Annotated in this window: 20 protein-coding genes; 9 read left to right on the forward strand and 11 right to left on the reverse strand. The window is 62.9% G+C overall.

Annotation, left to right across the window (positions count from 1 at the left end; genetic code table 11):
* Positions 1–172: 172 nt before the first annotated feature.
* The 7 genes from ubiA to recG all read right to left on the reverse strand — a co-directional run bounded on the left by ubiA (position 173) and on the right by recG (position 8,076).
* Complete coding sequence (gene ubiA, locus P0D73_RS18730; protein WP_408283440.1) at positions 173–1,036, reverse strand: 4-hydroxybenzoate octaprenyltransferase; 864 nt, start codon at positions 1,034–1,036, stop codon at positions 173–175.
* Positions 1,037–1,234: 198 nt separating this feature from the next.
* Positions 1,235–1,732 (reverse strand): Dps family protein, encoded by a 498-nt coding sequence (locus tag P0D73_RS18735; RefSeq protein WP_132376013.1) that lies wholly within the window; start codon positions 1,730–1,732, stop codon positions 1,235–1,237.
* Positions 1,733–1,885: 153 nt separating this feature from the next.
* Positions 1,886–2,044 (reverse strand): hypothetical protein, encoded by a 159-nt coding sequence (locus P0D73_RS18740; protein WP_408315496.1) that lies wholly within the window; start codon positions 2,042–2,044, stop codon positions 1,886–1,888.
* Between the two features lie 86 nt (positions 2,045–2,130).
* Positions 2,131–3,585 carry a catalase gene (locus P0D73_RS18745; protein ID WP_408432459.1) on the reverse strand — a complete coding sequence of 485 codons (1,455 nt, stop codon included), beginning with the start codon at positions 3,583–3,585 and terminating at the stop codon, positions 2,131–2,133.
* A 76-nt stretch (positions 3,586–3,661) separates the two neighbouring features.
* Positions 3,662–3,799 carry a hypothetical protein gene (locus tag P0D73_RS18750; protein ID WP_408178882.1) on the reverse strand — a complete coding sequence of 46 codons (138 nt, stop codon included), beginning with the start codon at positions 3,797–3,799 and terminating at the stop codon, positions 3,662–3,664.
* A 177-nt stretch (positions 3,800–3,976) separates the two neighbouring features.
* The gene (locus P0D73_RS18755; protein ID WP_132376015.1) at positions 3,977–4,936 is read right to left on the reverse strand and encodes a LysR substrate-binding domain-containing protein; all 960 of its coding nucleotides are present in this window, start codon (positions 4,934–4,936) and stop codon (positions 3,977–3,979) included.
* 785 nt (positions 4,937–5,721) lie between these two features.
* On the reverse strand, positions 5,722–8,076 hold the full coding sequence (gene recG / locus P0D73_RS18760; RefSeq protein ID WP_408432461.1) for an ATP-dependent DNA helicase RecG: 2,355 nt from the start codon (positions 8,074–8,076) through the stop codon (positions 5,722–5,724).
* A 148-nt stretch (positions 8,077–8,224) separates the two neighbouring features.
* On the opposite strand from recG, the gene queA reads away from it, so the two are divergent.
* From queA to secF, 5 genes are all read left to right on the forward strand, one after another.
* Positions 8,225–9,283: a tRNA preQ1(34) S-adenosylmethionine ribosyltransferase-isomerase QueA gene (queA, locus tag P0D73_RS18765; RefSeq protein WP_408294578.1), complete on the forward strand. Its 1,059-nt coding sequence runs from the start codon at positions 8,225–8,227 to the stop codon at positions 9,281–9,283.
* Positions 9,284–9,390: 107 nt separating this feature from the next.
* The gene (gene tgt, locus P0D73_RS18770) at positions 9,391–10,581 is read left to right on the forward strand and encodes a tRNA guanosine(34) transglycosylase Tgt (RefSeq protein ID WP_408294575.1); all 1,191 of its coding nucleotides are present in this window, start codon (positions 9,391–9,393) and stop codon (positions 10,579–10,581) included.
* 197 nt (positions 10,582–10,778) lie between these two features.
* Positions 10,779–11,108 carry a preprotein translocase subunit YajC gene (gene yajC / locus P0D73_RS18775; RefSeq protein WP_007179286.1) on the forward strand — a complete coding sequence of 110 codons (330 nt, stop codon included), beginning with the start codon at positions 10,779–10,781 and terminating at the stop codon, positions 11,106–11,108.
* 118 nt (positions 11,109–11,226) lie between these two features.
* A complete protein-coding gene (gene secD / locus P0D73_RS18780) occupies positions 11,227–13,293 on the forward strand; it encodes a protein translocase subunit SecD (protein ID WP_408320740.1) in 2,067 nt (688 codons plus the stop codon).
* Between the two features lie 18 nt (positions 13,294–13,311).
* Positions 13,312–14,262 (forward strand): protein translocase subunit SecF, encoded by a 951-nt coding sequence (gene secF / locus P0D73_RS18785; protein ID WP_132376020.1) that lies wholly within the window; start codon positions 13,312–13,314, stop codon positions 14,260–14,262.
* Between the two features lie 129 nt (positions 14,263–14,391).
* Here secF and P0D73_RS18790 read toward each other — a convergent pair whose 3' ends face one another.
* The 4 genes from P0D73_RS18790 to P0D73_RS18805 all read right to left on the reverse strand — a co-directional run bounded on the left by P0D73_RS18790 (position 14,392) and on the right by P0D73_RS18805 (position 17,718).
* A complete protein-coding gene (locus tag P0D73_RS18790) occupies positions 14,392–15,669 on the reverse strand; it encodes an MFS transporter (protein ID WP_408320742.1) in 1,278 nt (425 codons plus the stop codon).
* A gap of 278 nt (positions 15,670–15,947) precedes the next feature.
* A complete protein-coding gene (locus P0D73_RS18795; protein WP_132376981.1) occupies positions 15,948–16,517 on the reverse strand; it encodes a YceI family protein in 570 nt (189 codons plus the stop codon).
* Between the two features lie 68 nt (positions 16,518–16,585).
* Positions 16,586–17,149, reverse strand: coding sequence for a YceI family protein (locus P0D73_RS18800; RefSeq protein ID WP_132376022.1), 564 nt, complete (start codon positions 17,147–17,149; stop codon positions 16,586–16,588).
* Positions 17,150–17,157: 8 nt separating this feature from the next.
* Positions 17,158–17,718, reverse strand: a complete 561-nt coding sequence (locus P0D73_RS18805; RefSeq protein WP_132376023.1) for a cytochrome b — start codon at positions 17,716–17,718, stop codon at positions 17,158–17,160.
* Positions 17,719–18,135: 417 nt separating this feature from the next.
* Here P0D73_RS18805 and P0D73_RS18810 point away from each other — a divergent pair, with 417 nt between their 5' ends.
* From P0D73_RS18810 to P0D73_RS18825, 4 genes are read left to right on the forward strand one after another with little or no spacing between them, the layout of a single operon-like run.
* Positions 18,136–18,921 (forward strand): paraquat-inducible protein A, encoded by a 786-nt coding sequence (locus P0D73_RS18810; RefSeq protein WP_408183323.1) that lies wholly within the window; start codon positions 18,136–18,138, stop codon positions 18,919–18,921.
* A 7-nt stretch (positions 18,922–18,928) separates the two neighbouring features.
* Positions 18,929–19,591, forward strand: coding sequence for a paraquat-inducible protein A (locus P0D73_RS18815; protein ID WP_132376025.1), 663 nt, complete (start codon positions 18,929–18,931; stop codon positions 19,589–19,591).
* Positions 19,584–21,242: a PqiB family protein gene (locus tag P0D73_RS18820; RefSeq protein ID WP_408320744.1), complete on the forward strand. Its 1,659-nt coding sequence runs from the start codon at positions 19,584–19,586 to the stop codon at positions 21,240–21,242. The genes P0D73_RS18815 and P0D73_RS18820 overlap by 8 nt, the downstream gene beginning before the upstream one ends.
* Positions 21,239–21,970: a PqiC family protein gene (locus P0D73_RS18825; protein WP_132376027.1), complete on the forward strand. Its 732-nt coding sequence runs from the start codon at positions 21,239–21,241 to the stop codon at positions 21,968–21,970. The genes P0D73_RS18820 and P0D73_RS18825 overlap by 4 nt, the downstream gene beginning before the upstream one ends.
* Positions 21,971–22,041 lie beyond the last annotated feature (71 nt).

Raw genomic sequence — 22,041 nt, forward strand, 5'->3', positions numbered from 1 at the left:
GAAACGCAAAGCCAGCGTAAATGCCGCGCAAAAGACCGAGCGCGGTGCCTACTGCGCCGCAAGCGCGAAGAATGTAGCGCAGTAAAACTTGAAGGCCGTAGCGCTTCGATTCAAGCCGCAGCGCCGCCTGCTCAATAGAAACGCAAAACCAGCGTAAAACCGCGCAACAAAACTAAAACGACCCCACCGCGTAATGCGCGGCGATGCCGACGAACAGCGCGCCGCCCAGCCAGTTGTTATGCCGGAACGCGGCGAAGCACGCCATCCGTTCACGGTCGCGGATCAGCGTGTAGTGATAGATCGCGCAGCCCGCGGCCGCCGCCCATCCCAGCCAGTACAGCACGCCGAAGCCGAGCAGCACGCCGATACCGACGTAAATCCCCAGCGTCACCGCGTAGCAGATCATGATCGCCGCCACATCGAAGCGGCCGAACGTCAGCGCCGACGTGCGGATACCGATCTTGACGTCGTCGTCACGGTCGACCATCGCGTATTCAGTGTCGTACGCCACCGACCAGAACACATTGGCCAGCAGCATCACCCACGCGAGCAACGGCACGTGGTCCTGTATCGCGGCGAACGCCATCGGAATGCCGAAGCCGAACGCGATCCCCAGATACGCCTGCGGAATCGCGAAGAACCGCTTGGTGAAAGGATACGAACCGGCGACGAAAAGCGCCGCCACCGAGAGTTCCTTGGTCAGCGTATTCAGCGGCAGGATCAGCAGAAACGCCAGCAACGACAACGCGGCCGCCAGCGCCACTGCTTCCCACGCCTTGATCTTGCCCGACGTGATCGGACGATTCTCCGTGCGCTTCACGTAGCGATCGAAGTCGCGATCTGCGTAATCGTTGATCGCGCAGCCCGCCGAGCGCATCAGCACCGTGCCCACGATGAAAATCACCAGCAGCGGCCACGTCGGATGACCGTCGGAGGCGATCCACAGCGCGTTGAGCGTCGGCCACAGCAGCAGCAGGCTGCCGATCGGCTTGTCCATGCGCACGAGGCGCAAATACAGGGGAAGTCGGGCGAACATGGGCGGAGTCGGTGAAAGTGCGAAGACGGTGCGGCTATTTTACGGGAAGCGGACGACGGGTCGCTTCCGAGCGGGCAGGACTGACCGAGCCGGCGCTGCAAAAAACAAAGCCTCCCGTGCAGGGAGGCTTTGTTGGTGTCGCACTTTACCGAAGACGCAGACGGGTACGTCGAAACGTGACGCCTTGCGCGCTAATGCTTAAGCGAGCATCGAGCGCAGCATCCACGCGGTCTTTTCGTGCGTTTGCATGCGTTGTGTCAGCAGGTCGGCGGTCGGCTCGTCGTTGGCGGCTTCCGTCGACGGGAAAATCGCGCGTGCGGTACGCACGACGGCTTCCTGACCTTCCACCAACTGGCGGATCATTTCTTCCGCGGCCGGCACGCCGTCCGCTTCCGGAATCGACGACAGCTTGGCGAAATCCTTGTAGCTGCCCGGTGCATGCACGCCCAGCGCGCGAATCCGTTCAGCGATCGAATCGACCGCCAGCGCGAGCTCGTTGTACTGCGTTTCGAACATGAGGTGCAGCGTATTGAACATCGGACCCGTCACGTTCCAGTGGAAGTTGTGGGTCTTCAGGTACAGCGTATAGGTGTCGGCGAGCAGGCGCGACAGACCTTCTGCAATCTTCTTGCGATCCTTGTCGCTGATCCCGATATTGACGTGCTGTACGGCTGCTGCGGCTTCTTTTTTGGCCATGATGACTCCTTTGAAGAGTGATACGAACCGGTCGGCAAAGTGACGGTCTGCGGATAGCAAACTCGACAGCTCGAACGCTCGACAGTTTAGCCTGGAAAACTGCTGCGTTCGTATGACGCGTGGCCACTTGCCGCATCACGGCGGCGGCTTGGATCAGCCGCCGAGCGCGTGTTGCAGCGCCTGCGCGACGATCACTGCGACTCCGCTCGCGAAGATCGCAAAGCCCACCGCCGTGCGCGCCAACAATGCGCGCGGTCGCGCGCTGTTTGCGGCTGACGTGCCGCCCAGCGCGGCTATCATCATCTGCGTCATGATCGTGCTCCTTCAGTTCGTATCGGTACCAGCGGGACGCAGATGCGCCCCGCTTTGCTGCATGACTTCTACTGCGCAATTGCTGTTTACTTCTTATTGCGTTCCGCGAGGTTGGCCATCGCCGCGATCACGCCTTCCGCGTAAGCCGGGTCGGCGCGACGGAAATGCTCGATCTGACGCGCAACGATCTCCTGCGGCACACCGTTGATATGGCGTGCGATGTTGCCGAACAGACGCTCGCGCTGAGTTGCATCGAAGAGCGCAAACAACATACCTGGCTGCGTGTAGTAGTCGTCGTCCAGGCGATGATCGTAGCGATCCACAGCGCCCGCCGCGAGCGGCGGCTCGGACGCGTTGGCGTCCTGCGCGAAATCGCCGAAGCGGTTCGGCTCGTAATTCACGTTGCCGCCGAGGTTGCCGTCCGTGCGCATCGCGCCGTCGCGATGGAACGAATGCGGGCTCGGCACGCGCGCTGCATTCACCGGAATCTGGTGATGATTGATGCCGAGGCGATAGCGCTGCGTGTCGCCGTACGAGAACAGACGGCCCTGCAACAGACGATCCGGCGAGAAACCGATACCCGGCACCACGTTGGCCGGCGTGAACGCCGCCTGCTCCACGTCCGCGAAATAGTTCTGTGCGTTGCGATTCAGCTCGATCGTGCCGACGTCGATCAACGGATAGTCCTTCTGCGACCACACTTTCGTGATGTCGAACGGATTGAAGCGATACGTCGCGGCTTGCGCTTCCGGCATCACCTGAATCGCGAAACGCCACTTCGGGAAGTTGCCCGCGTCGATGTTGCCGACCAGATCGCGTTGCGCGCTTTCGCGGTCTTGCGCCACCACTTGTGCCGCTTCGGCGTCGGTGAAGTTCTCCATGCCTTGCATCGACTTGAAATGGAACTTCACCCAGAAACGCTCGTTGTCGGCGTTGATGAACGAATACGTGTGCGAGCCGAAGCCGTGCATCTGCCGGTAATTCTGCGGAATGCCGCGGTCGCTCATCAGAATCGTCACCTGATGCAGCGACTCCGGATGACGCGACCAGAAATCCCACGCCGCGACATTGCTGCGCATGTTGGTGTACGGGTCGCGCTTTTGCGTGTGGATGAAGTCCGGAAACTTCAGCGGATCGCGGATAAAGAACACCGGCGTATTGTTGCCGACCACGTCCCAGTTGCCTTCTTCCGTGTAGAACTTGATCGAGAAGCCACGCACGTCGCGTTCGGCGTCGGCTGCGCCGCGCTCGCCGGCCACCGTCGAAAAGCGCATGAAGAGCGACGTTTCCTTGCCGACTTGCGCGAAGACTTTCGCCTTCGTGTAGCGCGAGATATCGTGCGTGACCTTCAGCGTGCCGAATGCGCCCGAACCTTTGGCGTGGACACGGCGTTCCGGAATCACTTCGCGATCGAAGTGAGCGAGTTTTTCGAGCAGCCAGACGTCTTGCAGAACAACGGGACCGCGTACGCCGGCGGTCATCGAATTCTGGTTGTCGGCGACGGGTGCGCCGGCGGCACTGGTGAGCTTACGTTCGGTCATGCGTGACTCCTGGTTGGCTTTTATCGAAACAGATTGTGGGGAGCGGCGCGGCGCACAGATGCCAGAGGCTCATGCGTTATGCGGACAGGGCCCGATCGACCAGCAGGGACAACGCGACGGTACGCACGCTGAGCATCGACGCGACAAAACCGCGCGGCACGACGGCCGATTGAGCGATGAAGGCGTGGATTTGTTGCGGCTTGGATTGCGTCATGGCTTCCTCCGGGTCTTATGGGATCAGGCGATCCATGGAGGAAACTATAACAACACTATCAAAATACTGCTTTTGATTAATTTTATCTATTCGATAGGACTTGCGGCTATCGGCGCCTCGGGCGGGCGCCAGGCCGGTCGCTGGTGTGCGCAGCGAGCCGGCTTCTCGGTGCGCTGGTTAGTTGACGGCGACCGGCAAATCGAGCTTCTTGACACCCGCCAGATCGCAGGAGCTGATGGCGTCGCAAATGGCCTCGATGGCGGGCATGCGCGTGAAGCTCTTGCGCCAGGCCAGCACGACGCGACGATCCGGCACGGGTTCGTCGAAAGCGACGTAGCTGAGCAGCCCCGAATCGATGCCGCCGGCGTGCGGCTTGACTTCATGCACCGACATGCGCGGCAGCACGGTAATGCCGACACCGCTCGCCACCATGTGACGGATGGTTTCCAGCGACGACCCTTCGAAGGTCTTCTGGATACCGTCCGCGTTTTGCGAAAAGCGCATCAACTCCGGGCAAACGCCCAGCACGTGGTCGCGGAAGCAGTGACCGCTGCCGAGCAACAGCATGGTTTCCTGCTTCAGATCGTCGGCGTCGATTTTCAGGCGGTTTTCCCAGGCGTGACCGGACGGCAAGGCGACCACAAAAGGCTCGTCGTACAGCGGGCGCAGCATCAGGCCCGTTTCCGGAAACGGCAGCGCCATGATGGCGACGTCGATTTCGCCTTGCTTGAGCAGTTCGATCAGCTTGAGCGTGTAATTTTCCTGCAGCATCAAGGGCATTTGCGGGACGCGCTTGATCATCTGTTTGACGAGCGTGGGCAGCAGGTACGGCCCGATCGTATAGATGACGCCCAGGCGCAGCGGCCCGACCAGCGGGTCTTTGCCTTGTTTGGCGATTTCCTTGATGGCGAGCGTCTGCTCGAGAACGCGTTGAGCTTGCGTGACGATCTGTTCGCCGATCGGCGTGACACTCACTTCGCTGGTGCCGCGCTCGAAGATCTGGACGTTGAGCTCGTCTTCGAGCTTTTTGATCGCCACCGACAGTGTCGGCTGGCTGACGAAACACGCTTCGGCGGCCCGGCCGAAGTGCCGCTCGCGGGCGACCGCGACGATGTATTTCAATTCGGTGAGCGTCATTAGGGGACCAATCAGTGCGATGAATTCGATAGGTTCTAGTTATACACCTATAGGGTCGGTTCGCCAACCATTTGGTTTTTTGCGCGGGGCGCTGGTGGGGTGGAGTGCTTGCTGAGTTGGCCTTTCCTTGAATTCACGGTGGTCTATTAGCGTTGCCCCTGTGCGGGGCGGCACCTACTTTCTTTGCTTGCCGCAAAGAAAGTAGGCAAAGAAAGCGGCTTCACACCGCCAGCCTATAAGCGGGTCCCTCGCGCAGTCGCGGTAGTGGTGCATCTGGAATCTGTGTTCTCGCGCATTCCGCGTGAGTGACAAGGCAGTCATTCTTCCGGCAGCGCTGCGCGCGCCGTCGCGGTACTTCATCAACCTGCGGTGCGATCGCCCGGCGTTCGCTCTCCGTGCGGCGTCACGGCATGCGGCGCAATCCCGTCATGTTTTTCGGCGTTTCCCCGAGGCCGACGGCCCGCTCGCGCACAAGCGAATCCACCGGATTCCGCCGGACTCTTCCGGCGAGTGCGTAGCGCGAGGCGGGAGGTATGACTGCCTTGTCACTCACGCGGAATGCGCAAGAACACAGATTCCAGATGTACCACTACCGCGACTGCGCGAGACACCCGCTTATGAGCTGGCGGTTGGAAGCGGCTTTCTTTGCCTACTTTCTTTGCCGCGGCAAAGAAAGTAGGTGCCGCCCCGCACAGGGGCAACGCCAATAAACCACCGTGAACTCAAGGAAAGGCCAACACCACAAAAACCACCACCAAAGCGCCGCGCAGGCAAAACACCCACCTTCACGCCTTCAAATACTGCTCCCGCGCCCCCAACCACCGCGCCAAATGCTGCATCACAACCTCAGGAAACTTCTCCAGCAAAACCGCCGCAGCCTCCCGCGCAGGCTCAATCAACCACTGATCATTCTGAAGATCAGCAAACCTCAACATCGCCGCCCCCGACTGCCGCGCCCCCAAAAACTCCCCCGGTCCACGAATCTCAAGATCCCGCCTCGCGATCTCAAAACCATCAGTCGTCTCCCGCATAGTCTGCAGCCGCGCCCGCGCGGTCATCGACAAAGGCCCGGTGTAAAGCAGCACGCAAACCGAAGCCGCGCTCCCACGCCCCACCCGTCCCCGCAACTGATGCAACTGCGCAAGCCCAAACCGCTCAGCATGCTCGATCACCGTCAACGATGCATTCGGCACATCGACACCCACTTCGATCACCGTCGTCGCCACCAGCAACTGCACCTCATTGCGAGTAAACGCATCCATCACGGCCGCCTTTTCAGCCGGCGCAAGCCGACCATGCACAAGACCGACATTCAGCTCGGGCAACGCGGCCACCAGCGTCTCATACGTCTCGACCGCGGTCTGCAACTGCAAGGTCTCGCTTTCCTCGATCAGCGGACACACCCAGTACACCTGCCGCCCCGTCAGCGCGGCCTCGCGCACGCGCCCGATCACCTCCTCTCGCCGCGCGTCGGACACGAGCTTCGTCAGGATCGGCGTGCGTCCAGGCGGCAATTCGTCAATGGTCGAGACGTCGAGGTCGGCGTAATACGTCATTGCGAGCGTGCGCGGAATCGGCGTCGCGGACATCATCAATTGATGCGGCTGGAAGTCGCTTGCGCCATCGGCCGCGTTCTGCGCCTTGGCCCGCAGCGCGAGCCGTTGCGCCACGCCGAAGCGATGCTGTTCGTCGACGATCACGAGCCCGAGGCGCGCAAACTCGACCGCGTCCTGGATGATCGCGTGCGTGCCGATCACGAGTTGCGCCGTGCCGAGCGCGGCGGCTTCGATCGCGGCGCGCTTTTCTCTGGTCTTCAGACTGCCGGCCAGCCACGCGACGCTCACGCCGAGCGGCTCCAGCCAGCCGCGCAATTTGCGCGCGTGCTGTTCGGCGAGGATTTCGGTCGGCGCCATCAGCGCGGCCTGGTAGCCGGCGTCGATGGCCTGTGCCGCGGCCAGCGCGGCGACGATCGTCTTGCCGCTGCCGACGTCGCCCTGCAGGAGCCGCTGCATCGGATGGGGCTGGGTCAGATCGAGCGCGATCTCGCCGCCGACGCGCTCCTGCGCCGCCGTCAGCGAAAACGGCAGCGCCTTCAGCAAGCGCGCCACCAGCGCGCATTCGTCGCCCAGCTTGCGGCGCGGCATCGCCGGCGCGGCGCGCGTGCGGCGCTCGTCGTGCGCGCGCTTGAGCGACATCTGCTGCGCAAGCAATTCCTCGAACTTGATGCGCACCCAGGCCGGATGCGTGCCGTCGATCAATGCGGTCTCATCGGACTGCGCGCCCGGATGATGCAGCGTGCGCACGGCGTCCATCAGCGACGGCACGCCGAGCGGCTCCATAAACGTCCGCGCGACCGCCTCGGGCAACAACTCCGGCAGCGACGTGCGCGATAGCGCGTTGTCGATCGATTTGCGCAAATATGCCTGCGTCACGCCCGCGGTGCTCGGATAGACCGGCGTCAGCGCCTGCGGCAGCGGCGTGTCTTCGTCGACCACGCGCACGGCCGGATGCACCATCTCCATGCCGAAGAAACCGCCGCGCACATCACCACGCACCCGCAGCCGCGCGCCGATCGCCATCTGCTTGACCTGCGAGCCGTAGAAATTCAGAAAGCGCAACACGAGTTCGTCACCGGCGTTGTCGCGCAGTTTCACCAGCAACTGACGGCGCGGACGATAGGCAATCTCGTTGTCGAACACCACGCCTTCGGTTTGCGAAATGCCGCCCGGCAGCAGATGCCCGATCGGCGTCAGCGAGGTTTCGTCCTCGTAGCGCATGGGCAGATGCAGCACGAGGTCGATGTCGCGTGTGAGGCCGAGTTTGGCGAGCTTGTCGGCGGTTTTTTCGGCGGGCTTGGCCGCGGGCTTCGCGGACGATTTCGCGGAGGCCTTGGGCGCGGCCTTGCCGGCGGGTTTGTCGCCGAATATGTCGGCGGGCTTGCCGGCGCGCTGGTCGCCAGATGTATCAGCGGGCTCGTCACCCGCTGCGCCGCTGTCAGGAACGACTGTTTCGCGGTCCAGCGCCACGCCCGCGCCTGCTTCGCTTGACGCCGCCACCGCCTTGCCCCGCGAGACGCGGCGCTTGGGCTCGGCGCTCACTTCATCGGTAGCGGAGGGCAATCGGCGGTCGGACAAAGGCATGGGCTGCTTCGCAAGTACAATATCGGCTGTCAAAGGGTTCGGCGCCATACAGCGCGCGGGCTCGCGGGCCGCTCTGGCGTCCCGCAATCATAGCCGCCCGGCTCCGTCTTCGGCTCAATTCAGTTTCATTTCGCTTCCAGTCGTTCGCATGTTGACGCTTTCCGATTTCGATTTCGATCTGCCTCCCGAACTGATCGCGCAAGTCGCGCTGCCCGAGCGCAGCGCCAGCCGTCTGCTCGAGGTAGATCATCCAGCCGACGCCACCGGCCCGGCACGCCTGATCGACCGCCGCTTTGCCGAGTTGCCCGACTGCATCGCAGCCGGCGACCTGCTGGTCTTCAACGATACCAAAGTCCTGAAGGCGCGCTTCCTCGGCCAGAAGGCCAGTGGCGGCAAGATCGAAGTGCTGGTAGAGCGCCTCACCGGCGAGCGCACCGCGCTCGCGCAGATTCGTGCAAGCAAGAGCCCGCAGCCGGGCACCACGATCCGCCTGGCCGATGCTTTCGACGTCACGGTCGGCGAGCGCGTCGAGCCGTTCTACACGCTGCATTTTCCCGGCGACTGCCTGACGCTGATCGAGCAGTTCGGCCGCCTGCCGCTGCCGCCGTACATCGAGCACGATCCCGACGCGACCGACGAAACCCGCTATCAAACGGTGTTCGCGCAGAATCCGGGCGCGGTCGCCGCGCCCACGGCCGGCCTGCACTTCGACGACGCGCTGCTGGCCCGCCTCGACGCCAAAGGCGTGGAACGCGCGACGCTGACCCTGCACGTCGGCGCGGGCACGTTCCAGCCCGTGCGGGTCGAGAATCTCGCCGAACACAAGATGCACAGCGAGTGGTATCACCTGCCGCAATCGCTCGCCGACAAGATCGCGGCGACCCGCGCGCGCGGCAACCGCGTGATCGCGGTGGGCACGACCTCGATGCGCGCGCTCGAAGCCGCCGCGCGCGACGCCGAAGCCGCGGGCCGGCCGCTTGCCGCCGCCAGTACGGAAACCGACATTTTCATCACACCGGGCTATAAATTCCGCGTGGTCGACCGGCTCGTCACCAATTTCCATCTGCCGAAGTCGACGCTGCTGATGCTCGTGTCGGCGTTCGCGGGCGTTGAAACGATTCGCGAGACGTATCGCCATGCAATCGAGCAGCGTTACCGCTTCTTCAGTTACGGCGACGCGATGCTGCTCACGCGGCGCGACGCTTGAAGTCAGAGACGCCTTCAGTTTTTGCAGTTCCTCAAGCCGCCGCGAGCCCTTCCGGCGGCGTTTCAACATTGCGCCGGACTGTTCTCCGGTAGCGCAGGAGTTATTTCATGACCGACGGTCATCAGTCGCACGACACGACTTTCGAGCGCCCTGACAAGGGCCTCAATTTCGAACTACTCGGCGTCGACGGGCTGGCCCGCCGCGGCCGAGTCACGCTGAATCACGGCGTGGTGGAAACGCCGATTTTCATGCCGGTCGGCACCTACGGCACCGTGAAGGCCGTGCAGCCGCGCGAGCTGGAGGAAATGCACGCGCAGATCATCCTCGGCAACACTTTCCACCTGTGGCTGCGCCCGGGTCTGGAAACGATCGAGGCGCACGGCGGCCTGCACGGCTTCATGGGCTGGAAGAAACCGATTCTCACCGATTCGGGCGGCTTTCAAGTCTTTTCGCTCGGCGATCTGCGCAAGATCACCGAAGATGGCGTCACGTTCGCGTCGCCGATCAACGGCGACAAGCTCTTCCTGTCGCCTGAAGTGTCGATGCAGATCCAGAAGGTGCTGAACTCCGACATCGTCATGCAGTTCGACGAATGCACGCCGTACGCGACCAATAACGTGCCGACCTCGCACAAGGAAGCGGCCGATTCGATGCGCATGTCGATGCGCTGGGCACAGCGCTCCATCGACGAATTCCGCAAGCTGGGCAATCCGAACGCGCTGTTCGGCATCGTTCAGGGGGGCATGTTCGACGACTTGCGCGACGAGTCGCTGGCGGGGCTCGCGGAGAAGGATTTCCACGGTCTGGCGATTGGCGGCCTGTCGGTCGGCGAACCGAAGGAAGACATGATGCGCGTGCTGAACCACATCGGCCCGAAGCTGCCGGCCAACAAGCCGCACTACCTGATGGGCGTCGGCACGCCGGAAGATCTGGTGGCAGGCGTCGCCGCCGGCGTCGACATGTTCGATTGCGTGATGCCGACCCGCAATGCGCGCAACGGCTGGCTCTTCACGCGTTTCGGCGATGTCAAGATCCGCAATGCCGCGCACAAGAATTCGCTGCGCCCGCTCGACGAGCAATGCGGCTGCTACACCTGCCGAAATTTCACTCGCGGCTACCTGCATCATCTGCATCGTGTAGGAGAAATCCTCGGCGCGCAGTTGAACACGATTCACAACCTGCATTACTACCTCGAACTGATGCAGGAAATCCGCGACGCAATCGACGCGAAAATGTTCGAGCCCTTCCGCAAACGCTTTCACGAGAACCGCGCGCGCGGCACCGTCGAGGCGCCATGACGGCGCGGGGCAACGGATTCAGCCGAAGAATCCGTCCGCCTCGCGAGGAAAACCTTACAATCAACTTTCGCTGGCAGCGAAAAAGGCTTTAAACGGTTGATCGCAAAGCTGATTCGCCGCGCCGAGGCGCGTCAGGCCGGTGGTAGAATAACCGGCTGATTTTTTTGATCGTTTTGACTTATAACGGAGAGACCAACGTGTCGTTCATTTCCAATGCCTTCGCCCAAGGCACAGCAACAGGTGGCATTGAATCGAACCTGATGAGCTTCCTGCCGCTGATCCTGATGTTCGGCGTGCTGTACTTCATCATGATTCGCCCGCAAATGAAGCGCCAGAAGGAACATCGCAACATGCTCGCCGCCATGGCCAAGGGCGATGAAGTGGTGACGAATGGCGGCATCGTCGGCAAGGTGACCAAGGTAGGCGAAGCTTACGTCGGCGTCGAAATCTCGGAAGGCACGGAAATCACCGTGCAAAAAGCGTCGGTCACGACGATTCTCCCGAAGGGCACGATCAAGTCGCTGTAAGGCCTGCTCTCTCGCGTCCGGCGCGGCCTCGCCGGCGGTTTATGCAATCCAACGCTGAATCGCCCGCGCTCATCGCCGGACGCATCGCTTCCAAGCCAACCTTCCCGTTGGACCACTCATGAATCGCTACCCCCTCTGGAAATACGCCGTGATGCTGGTGGCTCTGGTCATCGGCCTCGTGTACACGCTGCCCAATCTGTTCGGCGAAGCGCCGGCGGTGCAGGTGTCGAGCGGCAAGGCCACGGTCAAGCTCGACTCGACCACGCTGTCGGCGGTCGAAGCTGCGCTCGCCGCGAATCAGATCAAGCCGGACGACGTCACCTTCGACAACTCGGCGACCAACGCGAACATCCGCGTGCGTCTGCCGGACACCGACACGCAATTACGCGTGAAGGACCTGCTGCAGAAGTCGCTGAACAGCGACCCGACCGACCCGCAGTTCGTCGTGGCGCTGAACCTGCAAAGCGCGTCGCCGCGCTGGCTGACCGCCTTGCACGCGCTGCCGATGTACCTCGGTCTCGATCTGCGCGGCGGCGTCCACTTCCTGCTGCAGGTCGACATGGCCGGCGCGCTGAACAAGAAGCTCGATTCGGACGCTTCGGACGCGCGCACGCTGCTGCGTGACAAGAACATCCGCGACGGCGGCGTGAACCGCGTCAACCAGTCGGTGGTGATCAATTTCGCCGACCAGGCGACGGCGGACAACGCAACCAAACAACTGGGCCGCGGCATCAGCGAACTCCAGTGGGCCTCGCAGCCCGGCCCGGACGGCGGCGTGCAACTGGTCGGCACGTTCACGCCGGCGGTGCAGAAAGCCGTGCAGGACGCCGCGCTCAAGCAGAACATCACCACGCTGCATAACCGCGTGAACGAACTCGGCGTGGCCGAGCCGGTGATCCAGCAGCAAGGCTCGGACCGCATCGTGGTCGAACTGCCGGGCGTGCAGGACACGGCGAAGGCGAAGGACATCATCGGCCGCACGGCCACGCTCGAAGCGCGCCTCGCCGATCCGGTCAACACGCATCCGAATCCGAACGATCCGGTGCCGCCAGGCGACGAGCTGTTCACGCAAGGCAATCAGACGCCGGTGCTGCTGCGCAAGCAGATCATCTTCACGGGCGACCGGATTATCGACGCGTCGGCGGGCTTCGACGAACATCAACGTCCTTCCGTCAACATCCGTCTGGATTCGGCCGGCGGCCGCGCGGTGGCCAGCATCTCGCGCGACAACATCGGCAAGCCGATGGCCATGGTGCTGTTCGAAAAGGGCAAGGGCGAAGTGCTGACGGTGGCGACCATCCAGTCGGAACTGGGCGACCGCTTCCAGATCACCGGCCAGGCCACGCCGCAAGGCGCCGCCGACCTCGCGCTGCTGCTGCGCGCCGGTTCGCTGGCCGCGCCGATGGACATCATCGAAGAACGCACGATCGGCCCGAGCCTCGGCGCGGACAACATCAAGAAGGGCTTCCACTCGGTGGTGTGGGGCTTCGCGGCGATCGCCGTCTTCATGATCGCGTACTACATGCTGTTCGGCGTGATCTCGATGATCGGCCTGTCGGTCAACCTGCTGCTGCTGATCGCCGTGCTGTCCATGCTGCAGGCCACGCTCACCTTGCCGGGTATCGCGGCTATCGCGCTCGCGCTCGGTATGGCGATCGACGCGAACGTGCTGATCAACGAACGCGTACGTGAAGAACTGCGCCACGGCGCGCCGCCGCAACTAGCCATCCAGAACGGCTACGCGCACGCCTGGGCGACGATTCTCGACTCGAACGTCACCACGCTGATCGCCGGTATCGCGCTGCTCGCGTTCGGCTCAGGGCCGGTGCGCGGCTTTGCGATCGTGCACTGTATCGGCATTCTGACGTCGATGTTCTCGGCCGTGTTCTTCTCGCGCGGCATCGTCAACCTTTGGTACGGCGGCAAGAAGAAGCTGAAGTCGCTGGCCATCGGCCAGGTGTGGCGTCCGGATACGGTGCCCGCGGGCTCGGCCGCTTACCTCGGCAGCGAAGACGCCGCGACCGACACCGCGCAAGCCGTCGCCGCGGTCGCCGCCAAGCCGTCGAAGGCCAAGGCAGCGGTCGCGCAAGCACGTGCCGGCAAGCCGACCGTGCGCCGCCGCAACGCGCCGGGTTCGTCGACAGGTTCCTCGAGCACGCCGCAGAAACCGGGTTCATCCCGCTGAGTCCCGGAGAACAAGACCATGGAATTTTTCCGTTTTCGCAAAGACATTCCGTTCATGCAGCGTGCGTTGATTTTCAACGCGATCTCGCTGCTGACGTTCCTTGCTGCTGTGTTCTTCCTAGTGCATCGCGGGCTGCATCTGTCGGTGGAGTTCACCGGCGGTACCGTCATCGAAGTGCAGTATCCGGGCGCCGCGCCGCTGGAGCCGGTGCGCGGCACGCTGGGCAAACTCGGTTATGCCGACGCCCAGGTGCAGAACTTCGGCACCTCGCGCGACGTGCTGATCCGTCTGCCGCTCAAGCAGGGCTATACGTCCGCGCAACAGAGCGATCAGGTAATGACCGCGCTGAAGGCCGAGACTCCGCAGGTACAACTGCAGCGTGTCGAGTTCGTCGGCCCGCAGGTCGGCAAGGAGCTCGCCACCGACGGCCTGCTCGCACTGGCCTGTGTGGTGGTCGGCATCGTGATTTACCTGTCGTTCCGCTTCGAATGGAAGTACGCGGTGGCCGGCGTGATCGCGAACTTGCACGACGTGATCATCATTCTCGGCTTCTTCGCGTTCTTCCAGTGGGAGTTCTCGCTGTCGGTGCTGGCCGCGGTGCTGGCAGTGCTGGGCTACTCGGTGAACGAATCGGTGGTTATCTTCGACCGGATTCGTGAGACCTTCCGCCGCGAGCGCAAGCTGACCGTGATCGAGGTGATCAACCACGCGATCACCAGCACGATGTCGCGAACCATCATCACCCACGGCTGTACGCAGATGATGGTGCTGTCGATGTTCCTGTTCGGCGGCCCGACGCTGCACTACTTCGCCTTGGCGCTGACGGTCGGTATTCTGTTCGGTATCTACTCGTCGGTGTTCGTCGCCGCGGCGCTCGCCATGTGGTTCGGCGTGAAGCGCGAAGACCTGATCAAGGACAAGAAGGATCGCACCGATTCCGACGATCCGAACGCAGGCGCGCAAGTCTGATTCTGGCGTAGTTTCAGACCTCGCAATGCAAAAGGCCGGTTCATCACGAACCGGCCTTTTGCGTTTACCGCCGCCCTTGCTCCGCCATCACACTGCTCTATCCCGCAGCAGCGTCAGAAGGCGTCCGCTTCAGCGAAAGCCTAGCTTACGCCGCGCCGCCATCAGCGCGACGAGGCTCACGATCGCGGCGAAAATCAGGTAGTAACTCGGCGCGGCCTTCGAGCCCGTGAAGCTGATCAGCCACGCGATGATGAACGGCCCGAAACCGCCGAAGATCGTCACGGCAATGTTATAAGCCAGCGACATGCCGGTCGTGCGCGTTTGCACCGGGAACATCTCCGAGAGCAGCCCTGGCAGCGCCGCGAAATAGCCGGTCATCAGAAAGCCGAACACGATCTGCATGGCGATCAAGGTGCCGAAGGTCGGATGCGCGACCAGATACACGAAGGCCGGGTAGATGAGGATGAGCAGCAGCAGCGCCGACGTCAGCATGATCGTGGTGCGTCCGTGCCGGTCCGACAGATGGCCGATCAGCGGCGAGAACACCATCTGTATCAAACCGGTCAGCGCGATCGCCGCGAACGCGACCGACGGCGCCAATCCCAATTGCTTCACGCCGAATGTCGGCATGAACAGCACCAGATAGGTCGACACCGTGCCGAGCACCACCACGCCGATCGCAATCAGCAGACGCAACTTCTGGCTGGTGAAGGTGTCGCGCAGCGGCGTCTCGGTCGTTTCGGCCGCGAGAAACTCGGGCGTCTCGTCGAGCTTCGTGCGGATGTACCACGCGACCGGCCCGATCAGCAGACCAAAAATGAACGGCACCCGCCACCCCCAGGAACCCATCTGTTCGGGCGACAGCTTGCCGGTAAGCAGCACGCCGAAGCCGGCGGCGAGCAGCGTAGTGAGCCCCTGGCTCGCCACCTGCCAGCTCGCGAAGAAGCCGCGCCGCCCCGGCACATGCTCCGCAAGAAACGCGGTGGCGCTGCCGAACTCGCCGCCCGCCGAAAAGCCTTGCATCAAACGCGCCAACACGAGAATCACCGGCGCGGCGAGGCCGATACTTTGATAGGTCGGCAGGATCGCGATAATCAGCGTGCCGGCCATCATCAGCAGGATCGAGAGCGTGAGCGCCGCCTTGCGGCCGGCGCGGTCGGCGTATGCGCCGATCACGATCGCGCCGAGCGGCCGCATGAAGAACGACACGCCGAATGTGCCGAGCGTGAGGAGCAGCGAGACCGTGTCGTTACCGGCCGGGAAAAACAGCTTCGCGATGATCACCGCGAAAAAACCGTACACCACCAGATCGAACCATTCCAGCGCGTTACCGATCGAGGCCGCGATCACCGCGCGCCACGAATTCTGCCGGCTCCCCGCCAGGCTTGCTGCCGTCGTTGCGTTCATGCAGATCTCCAAGTCGCGCGAAATATTATTCATGTTGGCTGACGCCTGAAACGCCCGACTGGATGCGCGCACAACCAATACGGTGCCTGCGCTCTATGTACCCGAAAAATTAATACGACGCGAGTGCGAAATTGCGCTATGCCGCCGAATAAGGCTTCCAGCGTGTCAGACGGCCAAGAAAAAACCGCTTCATCGCAAAAGCGAACGAAGCGGTTTTTTTGTTGCGGCGCAATGCGCCGCGCAACTCAATAGCCCAACTCAAAAGACGCGTTAGGCCCTTATTGCTTGATGCCTTCGGATTGAATGTGCAGCTTGGTATCCATGCTGAAGCCGTATTTGGTGCCGAAATCCATGCCGTAGTCGGCGCGGCTGAAATGCGCGCTCGCTTCTACGCCGCACACTTCGCGCTTGAGCATCGGATGCGGCATGCACTTGAACGAATCGATCTTCAGATTCAGCGGCTTGGTGACGCCGTGCATCGTCAGGTTGCCGATCACTTCGACCGGCTTGTCGCCGTCGAACTTGATGTCGGTGCCCTTATAAGTCGCCGACGGATACTTGGCGACGTCGAAGAACTCGTTCGACTTCAGATGCTCGTCGAGCTTGCCGTTGCCCGTTTCGATCGACGCCGGATCGACCGTCACGTCGACCGTGCCGGTTTTCGCCGCGCGGTCGAGCGTGACCGTGCCGGAACTCTTGGTGAACTTGCCGCGCCACACCGAGAGGCCGCCGAAGTGATCCGCCTCGAAGCTCGGATACGTGTGGGTCGGGTCGAGCTGATAGGTATCCGCGGCCGCGAACGCGCCGAACGAGAAAGAAGAAGCCAGCGCGCCGACGGCGATCAACATGGATGTTTTCAATTCAAGCTCCTGGGTTCTGGAAAAAAGGCTGCCGCGCCCGAACGGCGCGGCACATGTCACTTATGTGCTGCAACGATATGAAACTTGATGACGACCTCGTCGGCGACCACGGAGGTGTCCTTCCATTCGCCGGTGCCGATGTCGAATTGCGAGCGCTTGATCGGCAGCGACCCGTCGAAGGTTTGCACGGCGCCCTGCTGGGACACCGTGACCGGCACCACCACCGTCTGCGATTTACCCTTGATGGTCAGCTTGCCGGTCACCTTGAACTGGTTGCCGCCGGCCGGCGCGATCGCGCTCGAGACGAAGGTGGCGCTCGGATACGTCTTCGCGTCGAACCAGTCCTTGCCGCGCACCTGGTCGTTGTAGCTTTCGTCGCCGAGATCGTAGCTGGCCACGTCGATGCTGAGCTGCGCAGTGCCGTCGGCCGGTTTGGCCGGATCGAACTTGAGCTGCGCGTTGAACTTGCCGAACTTGCCTTCCACCGGCACGTTCATCTGCTTCGACGTGGCCGTCACCGAACTCTTTGCGACGTCGACTTGCGCGAGAGCGCTGCCGGCCACCGTCAGCGAGGTCGCGGCGAAAGCGGCGAGCATGTAGCGATAAAACGAGACCTTCATGGTTGTCCTTATTTGAGGAAAGGGAGCATGCGCGAGAGCAGGCCGTCGCGATCCAGCCATTGATGCTTGAGCGCGGCCGCGACGTGCAACGCGACCAGCACGAGCAAGGTGTAATTCAGCGTGATGTGCACGTTCTTCAGGAGTTCCTTGAGATGCGGGTCCGGCGCAATCAGGCGCGGCAGCGGAATCAGCCCGAGGTACACCACCGGTATGTTGGCCGCCGAGCTATACAGATAGCCCGAGGCGGGAATCGCGATCATCAGCACGTACAGCAGCAGGTGCACGAGATGCGCGGCGCCGCGCTGCCAGACCGGCATGCGGCGCGGCATCACGGGGGCCGCGTGCGTGGCGCGCCACAGAATGCGCAGGACGGCGAGCGCGAACACCGTCACACCGATCCATTTGTGCCACGAGAAGTACTTCAGCTTGGTGGGCGTGAAGCCCGGGATATCGGTCATCACCCAGCCGAGCGCGAAGCCGCACACGATCAGCAACGCGATCAGCCAATGCAAGGCGATGGCAGTCCGCGTGTACGACTCCCGGCTGCTGAATGAAGGATTGAGTGCCATGACAGGTCAACGCAAGCTAAGTGAGGTTAACGGCGCAGCCCGTACTGCTATTCCAGGTACCGATGCGCAGCGCATCGGCGCGTACGATCGGACCATGCCTGCTGCGGCACGCGCCAAGGCGGCCATGCTACCCCAATCGGAAAAAACTGGCTGCGGCCCGCTGATATGCCGCCGACCGGCCGCTCCAGCGACATGGCCCCATATTGAACAATTGGGGACGGAGGCTGTCAGAGTTATACCGAATCCATGTAGGATCAACCGTCCGCCGAAAAGGCCGTCCCGGCCCACGGTCCGCAGCCCGTGCGACTGTCTGTGCGACGGCCGGGCGCGTTTTGGTACTATTACCCCACCCTTTTATCAGACCTGCCATAGAACGGGCATTGCACGCTTCCCCTCACACCGTCGGCCCTTTGCCCTATGGACCATGACAATCTGATCGCGTGCCATGAATGCGATACGCTGTTCCGCAAGCCGCGGCTTGTCGGGCGCACGGTCGCGCGCTGTCCGCGTTGCGGAGCGACGCTCTATCGCGGCGTGTCCCGCAAGCTCGACGCCATCAGCGCGATGACGCTCGGCGCGCTGATCACTTTCCTGATCGCGCAGGGCTTCCCGATCGTCGAACTCGAAGCCAACGGCATTACCTCGCAGACCACGCTGTTCGGCGCGCTCGTCGCGCTGTGGGGCGAGGAGATGCAGATTGTCGCGATCATGGTGTTCTGCTCGACCATTCTGTTTCCGCTGACCGAGCTCGTCGCGCTGCTCTATGTGCTGATCCCGCTGCGCGCAGGCTATGTGCCGCCCGCCTTCAACCAGGTGCTGCGCGCCATTCAGTTCGTGCGCCCGTGGGGCATGATCGAAGTGTTCATGCTCGGCGTGCTGATCACGATCGTGAAGATGGTCAGCCTCGCGCGCGTGATTCCGGAAGCGGCGCTGTTCGCGTTCGGCGTGCTCACGCTGATGTTCGCGGTGGTGGTCACGTTCGATCCGCGCATTCTGTGGGACCTCGCCGACGAACTCGGCGCCCTCAACCAGCGGCCGCTGCCGCGCACCTCCGCCGATAGCGCGGCGGCCGCCGTCAGTTCGGTCGCCGGACCGCCCGCGCCGCCCGAGGTGCACGCCGCGGCAGCGCCCGACGTGCAGACTGCACCGTCCGCCTTGCCGTCGGCCGCGCCGCCGGCGCCACCGGTGCCACGCCGAGGATGAGCACGCCATGAAATACGTCACCGCGAAACGCGCGGGCCTGCTCAGTTGTCATGCGTGCGGACGCGTCGAACCGCGCATCCGCTCCGTCACGCCGCAGCACTGCGGACGCTGCGGCTCGCGCCTGCACTCGCGCAACCCCGACAGCCTCATGCGCACCTGGGCGCTGCTGATCGCCGCCGCGCTCCTGTATATTCCCGCGAATCTGCTGCCGGTGATGCACACCTCGTCGCTGCTCGGTTCCGAAGACGACACCATCATGAGCGGCGTCGTCTATTTCTGGACCTCGGGCGACTGGCCGCTGGCGGTGATCGTGTTCATCGCCAGCATCATGGTGCCGATGCTCAAGCTGAGCGTGCTCGTGCTGCTCACCGTCACGGCGCAGCGCCATTCGCGCTGGCGGCCCGACCAGCGCACCACGCTTTACCGGATGGTCGAGCGGATCGGGCGCTGGTCGATGCTCGACGTATTCGTCGTCACGCTGACCGTCGCGCTGGTGCGCTTCAAATCGCTTGCCGTCATTACGGCCGGCCCCGGGGCGATCGCCTTCGGTTCGGTGGTGATTCTGACCATGATGGCCTCCATGCAATTCGATCCCCGACTCATCTGGGATGACGTGGAAGGCGGCGTGAACGGCAGTACCCAAAAACCTCAGGATCTCAAACATGACTAGCCCGCAAGAACCGACGCCCGCCTCCGATGCGCCGCGCAACGATTCGAACGGACCGAAGCTTCCGCCCCAACTCCCAGACCCTGAAATTGAGCCGCGCAGCCGCTGGCTGCCTTCCCTCGTCTGGGTGATTCCGCTGATCGCCGCGCTGATCGGCATCGCGCTCGTGATCAAATCGGTGACCCAAAGAGGCCCGACCATCACGATCAGCTTCATCAGCGCCGAAGGCCTCGAACCCGGCAAGACCAAGGTGAAGTACAAGGACGTCGACGTCGGCTCGGTGAAGACCATCACGCTGTCGAAAGATCTGTCCCACGTGCTGGTGCAGGTGCAATTGACCAAGGAAGGCGAAGATTTCGCGGTCAAGGATTCGCGTTTCTGGGTGGTGCGGCCGCGCGTCGGCGCGAGCGGCGTGTCGGGTCTCACTACGCTGCTCTCGGGCGCGTACATCGGTGCGGACGCCGGGCACTCGCCGGATAGCGAGAAGAATTTCGTCGGCCTCGAAACGCCGCCGCCGATCACCGGCGACCAGAAGGGCCACCAGTTCGTCCTGCACGGCGACTCGCTCGGCTCGATCGACATCGGCTCGCCGATCTTCTACCGGCGCGTGCAGGTCGGCCAGGTGGTCGGCTTCTCGCTCGACAAGGACGGCACCGGCGTGACCATGCAGGTCTTCGTGTCCGCGCCGTTCGACCAGTACGTCGGCACCAATTCGCGCTGGTGGCATGCAAGCGGCGTCGATCTGCGGCTCGATTCCAGCGGCTTCAAGCTGAACACGCAGTCGCTGGCCACGGTGATCGTGGGCGGCTTGTCGTTCCAGTCGCCGCCGGGTCAAGGCGTGGGCGCGCAGGCGCCGAACAACATGACGTTCCGGCTCGGCTCCGACGAAGCGGATGCGATGCGCGAACCGGATGGCGTGCCGTTGCGCGTAGTGATGAATTTCAACCAGTCGCTGCGTGGGCTGTCGGTCGGCGCGCCGGTCGATTTCCGCGGCATCGTGCTGGGCCAGGTGACCAACATCAGCATCGACTACGATCCGAAAACGCGCAGCTTCACGATGCCGGTGACCATGAACCTGTACCCCGACCGTCTCGGCAAGCGCTTCCGCGAGACCGCGCCGGTGCCGGGCACGCTCGCCGGTCAAACGCTCTTGCAACAGCTCGTCAAGCACGGTTTGCGCGGCCAGTTGCGCACCGGCAATCTGATCACGAGCCAGTTGTATGTGGCGCTGGATATCTTCCCGAAGGCGCCGCCGGCGACCGTCGACGTGGCGAGCGATCCGCTCGAACTGCCGACGATTCCGAACACGCTCGACGAGTTGCAGCTTCAGGTCGCCGACATTGCGAAGAAGCTCGACAAGGTGCCGTTCGACCAGATCGGCAACAACCTCAACAGCGCGCTGAAGAACGCCGATCAGCTCTTCACACGACTCGACAAGGAAGTCGTGCCGCAGGCTCGCGACACGCTCGCGGCGGCGAAGCAGACCTTCGGTTCGGCCGAGGCGACGTTGCAGCAGGATTCGCCGTTGCAGTCGGATGTTCATCAGGCGTTGCAGGAATTGACGCGCACATTGCAGTCGCTGAATGCGCTGTCGGATTATCTGGAGCGTCACCCCGAATCGCTGTTGCGCGGTAAATCAGGAGATAAACCATGATGTTTGCCCGGCTCCCCCGCCCGCCGCGCGGGCTCGTGCGCGGCGCTTTTGTTGCCGGCGCTCTGGCCGGACTCGTGGCGCTGGCGGCGTGCTCGTCGCCTTCGAGCCGCTTTTATACGCTGGGGGCCGACAGTACTTCCGGCTCCGTCGCGCCGGTCAGTGCCCGGACCTCGGCCGCGCCGGCGTGGCTGATCGAAGTTGCGCCGATCGACGTGCCGCCGCAGGTGTCGAAGAATCAGCTGGTCGTGCAGACGGGACCGACGCAGGTCAAAGTGCTCGAAGAAGAGCGCTGGGCCTCGCTGCCGGGCGACGAGATCCGCCGGGCTTTGTCGACGAGTCTGACGCAGCAGCTCAACACGATCGATGTGTATGGGACCGCTTATCCGGATGGGACGCCGGTGTATCGGGTCAGCATGAATGTGCAGCGGTTCGAGTCATGGCCCGGTTCGCATGCGTTGATCGATGCGGTGTGGAGTGTGCGGGCCGTGCGCAGTACTGCGGTGATGACTTGCCGGAGTGTGGTGAGTGAGCCGGTTAGCGGTGGGTATGACGCGCTGGTTGAGGGGCATCGGCGGGCGTTGCAGGAAATCTCCGCGCAAGTTGCTTCGGCTGTGCAGGCTATGGCGGCTTCGGCTCCGCAGGGTAAGGGTGCGTCCGCTGGCAAAGTTGCGGCTGTAGCTACGCCGCCTTGTCCTTCTGCGGGTGGAGCGGCTGTCGCCGGCAGTTGAAGGTTTTTCGTTCGCCGCAGCGATTTGATTTGGCTGTGGTCTTCGCGGTGTTGGCCTTTCCTTGAATTCAT

The sequence above is a fragment of the Paraburkholderia sp. RL18-101-BIB-B genome (assembly GCF_046026985.1).
Taxonomy (GTDB): domain Bacteria; phylum Pseudomonadota; class Gammaproteobacteria; order Burkholderiales; family Burkholderiaceae; genus Paraburkholderia.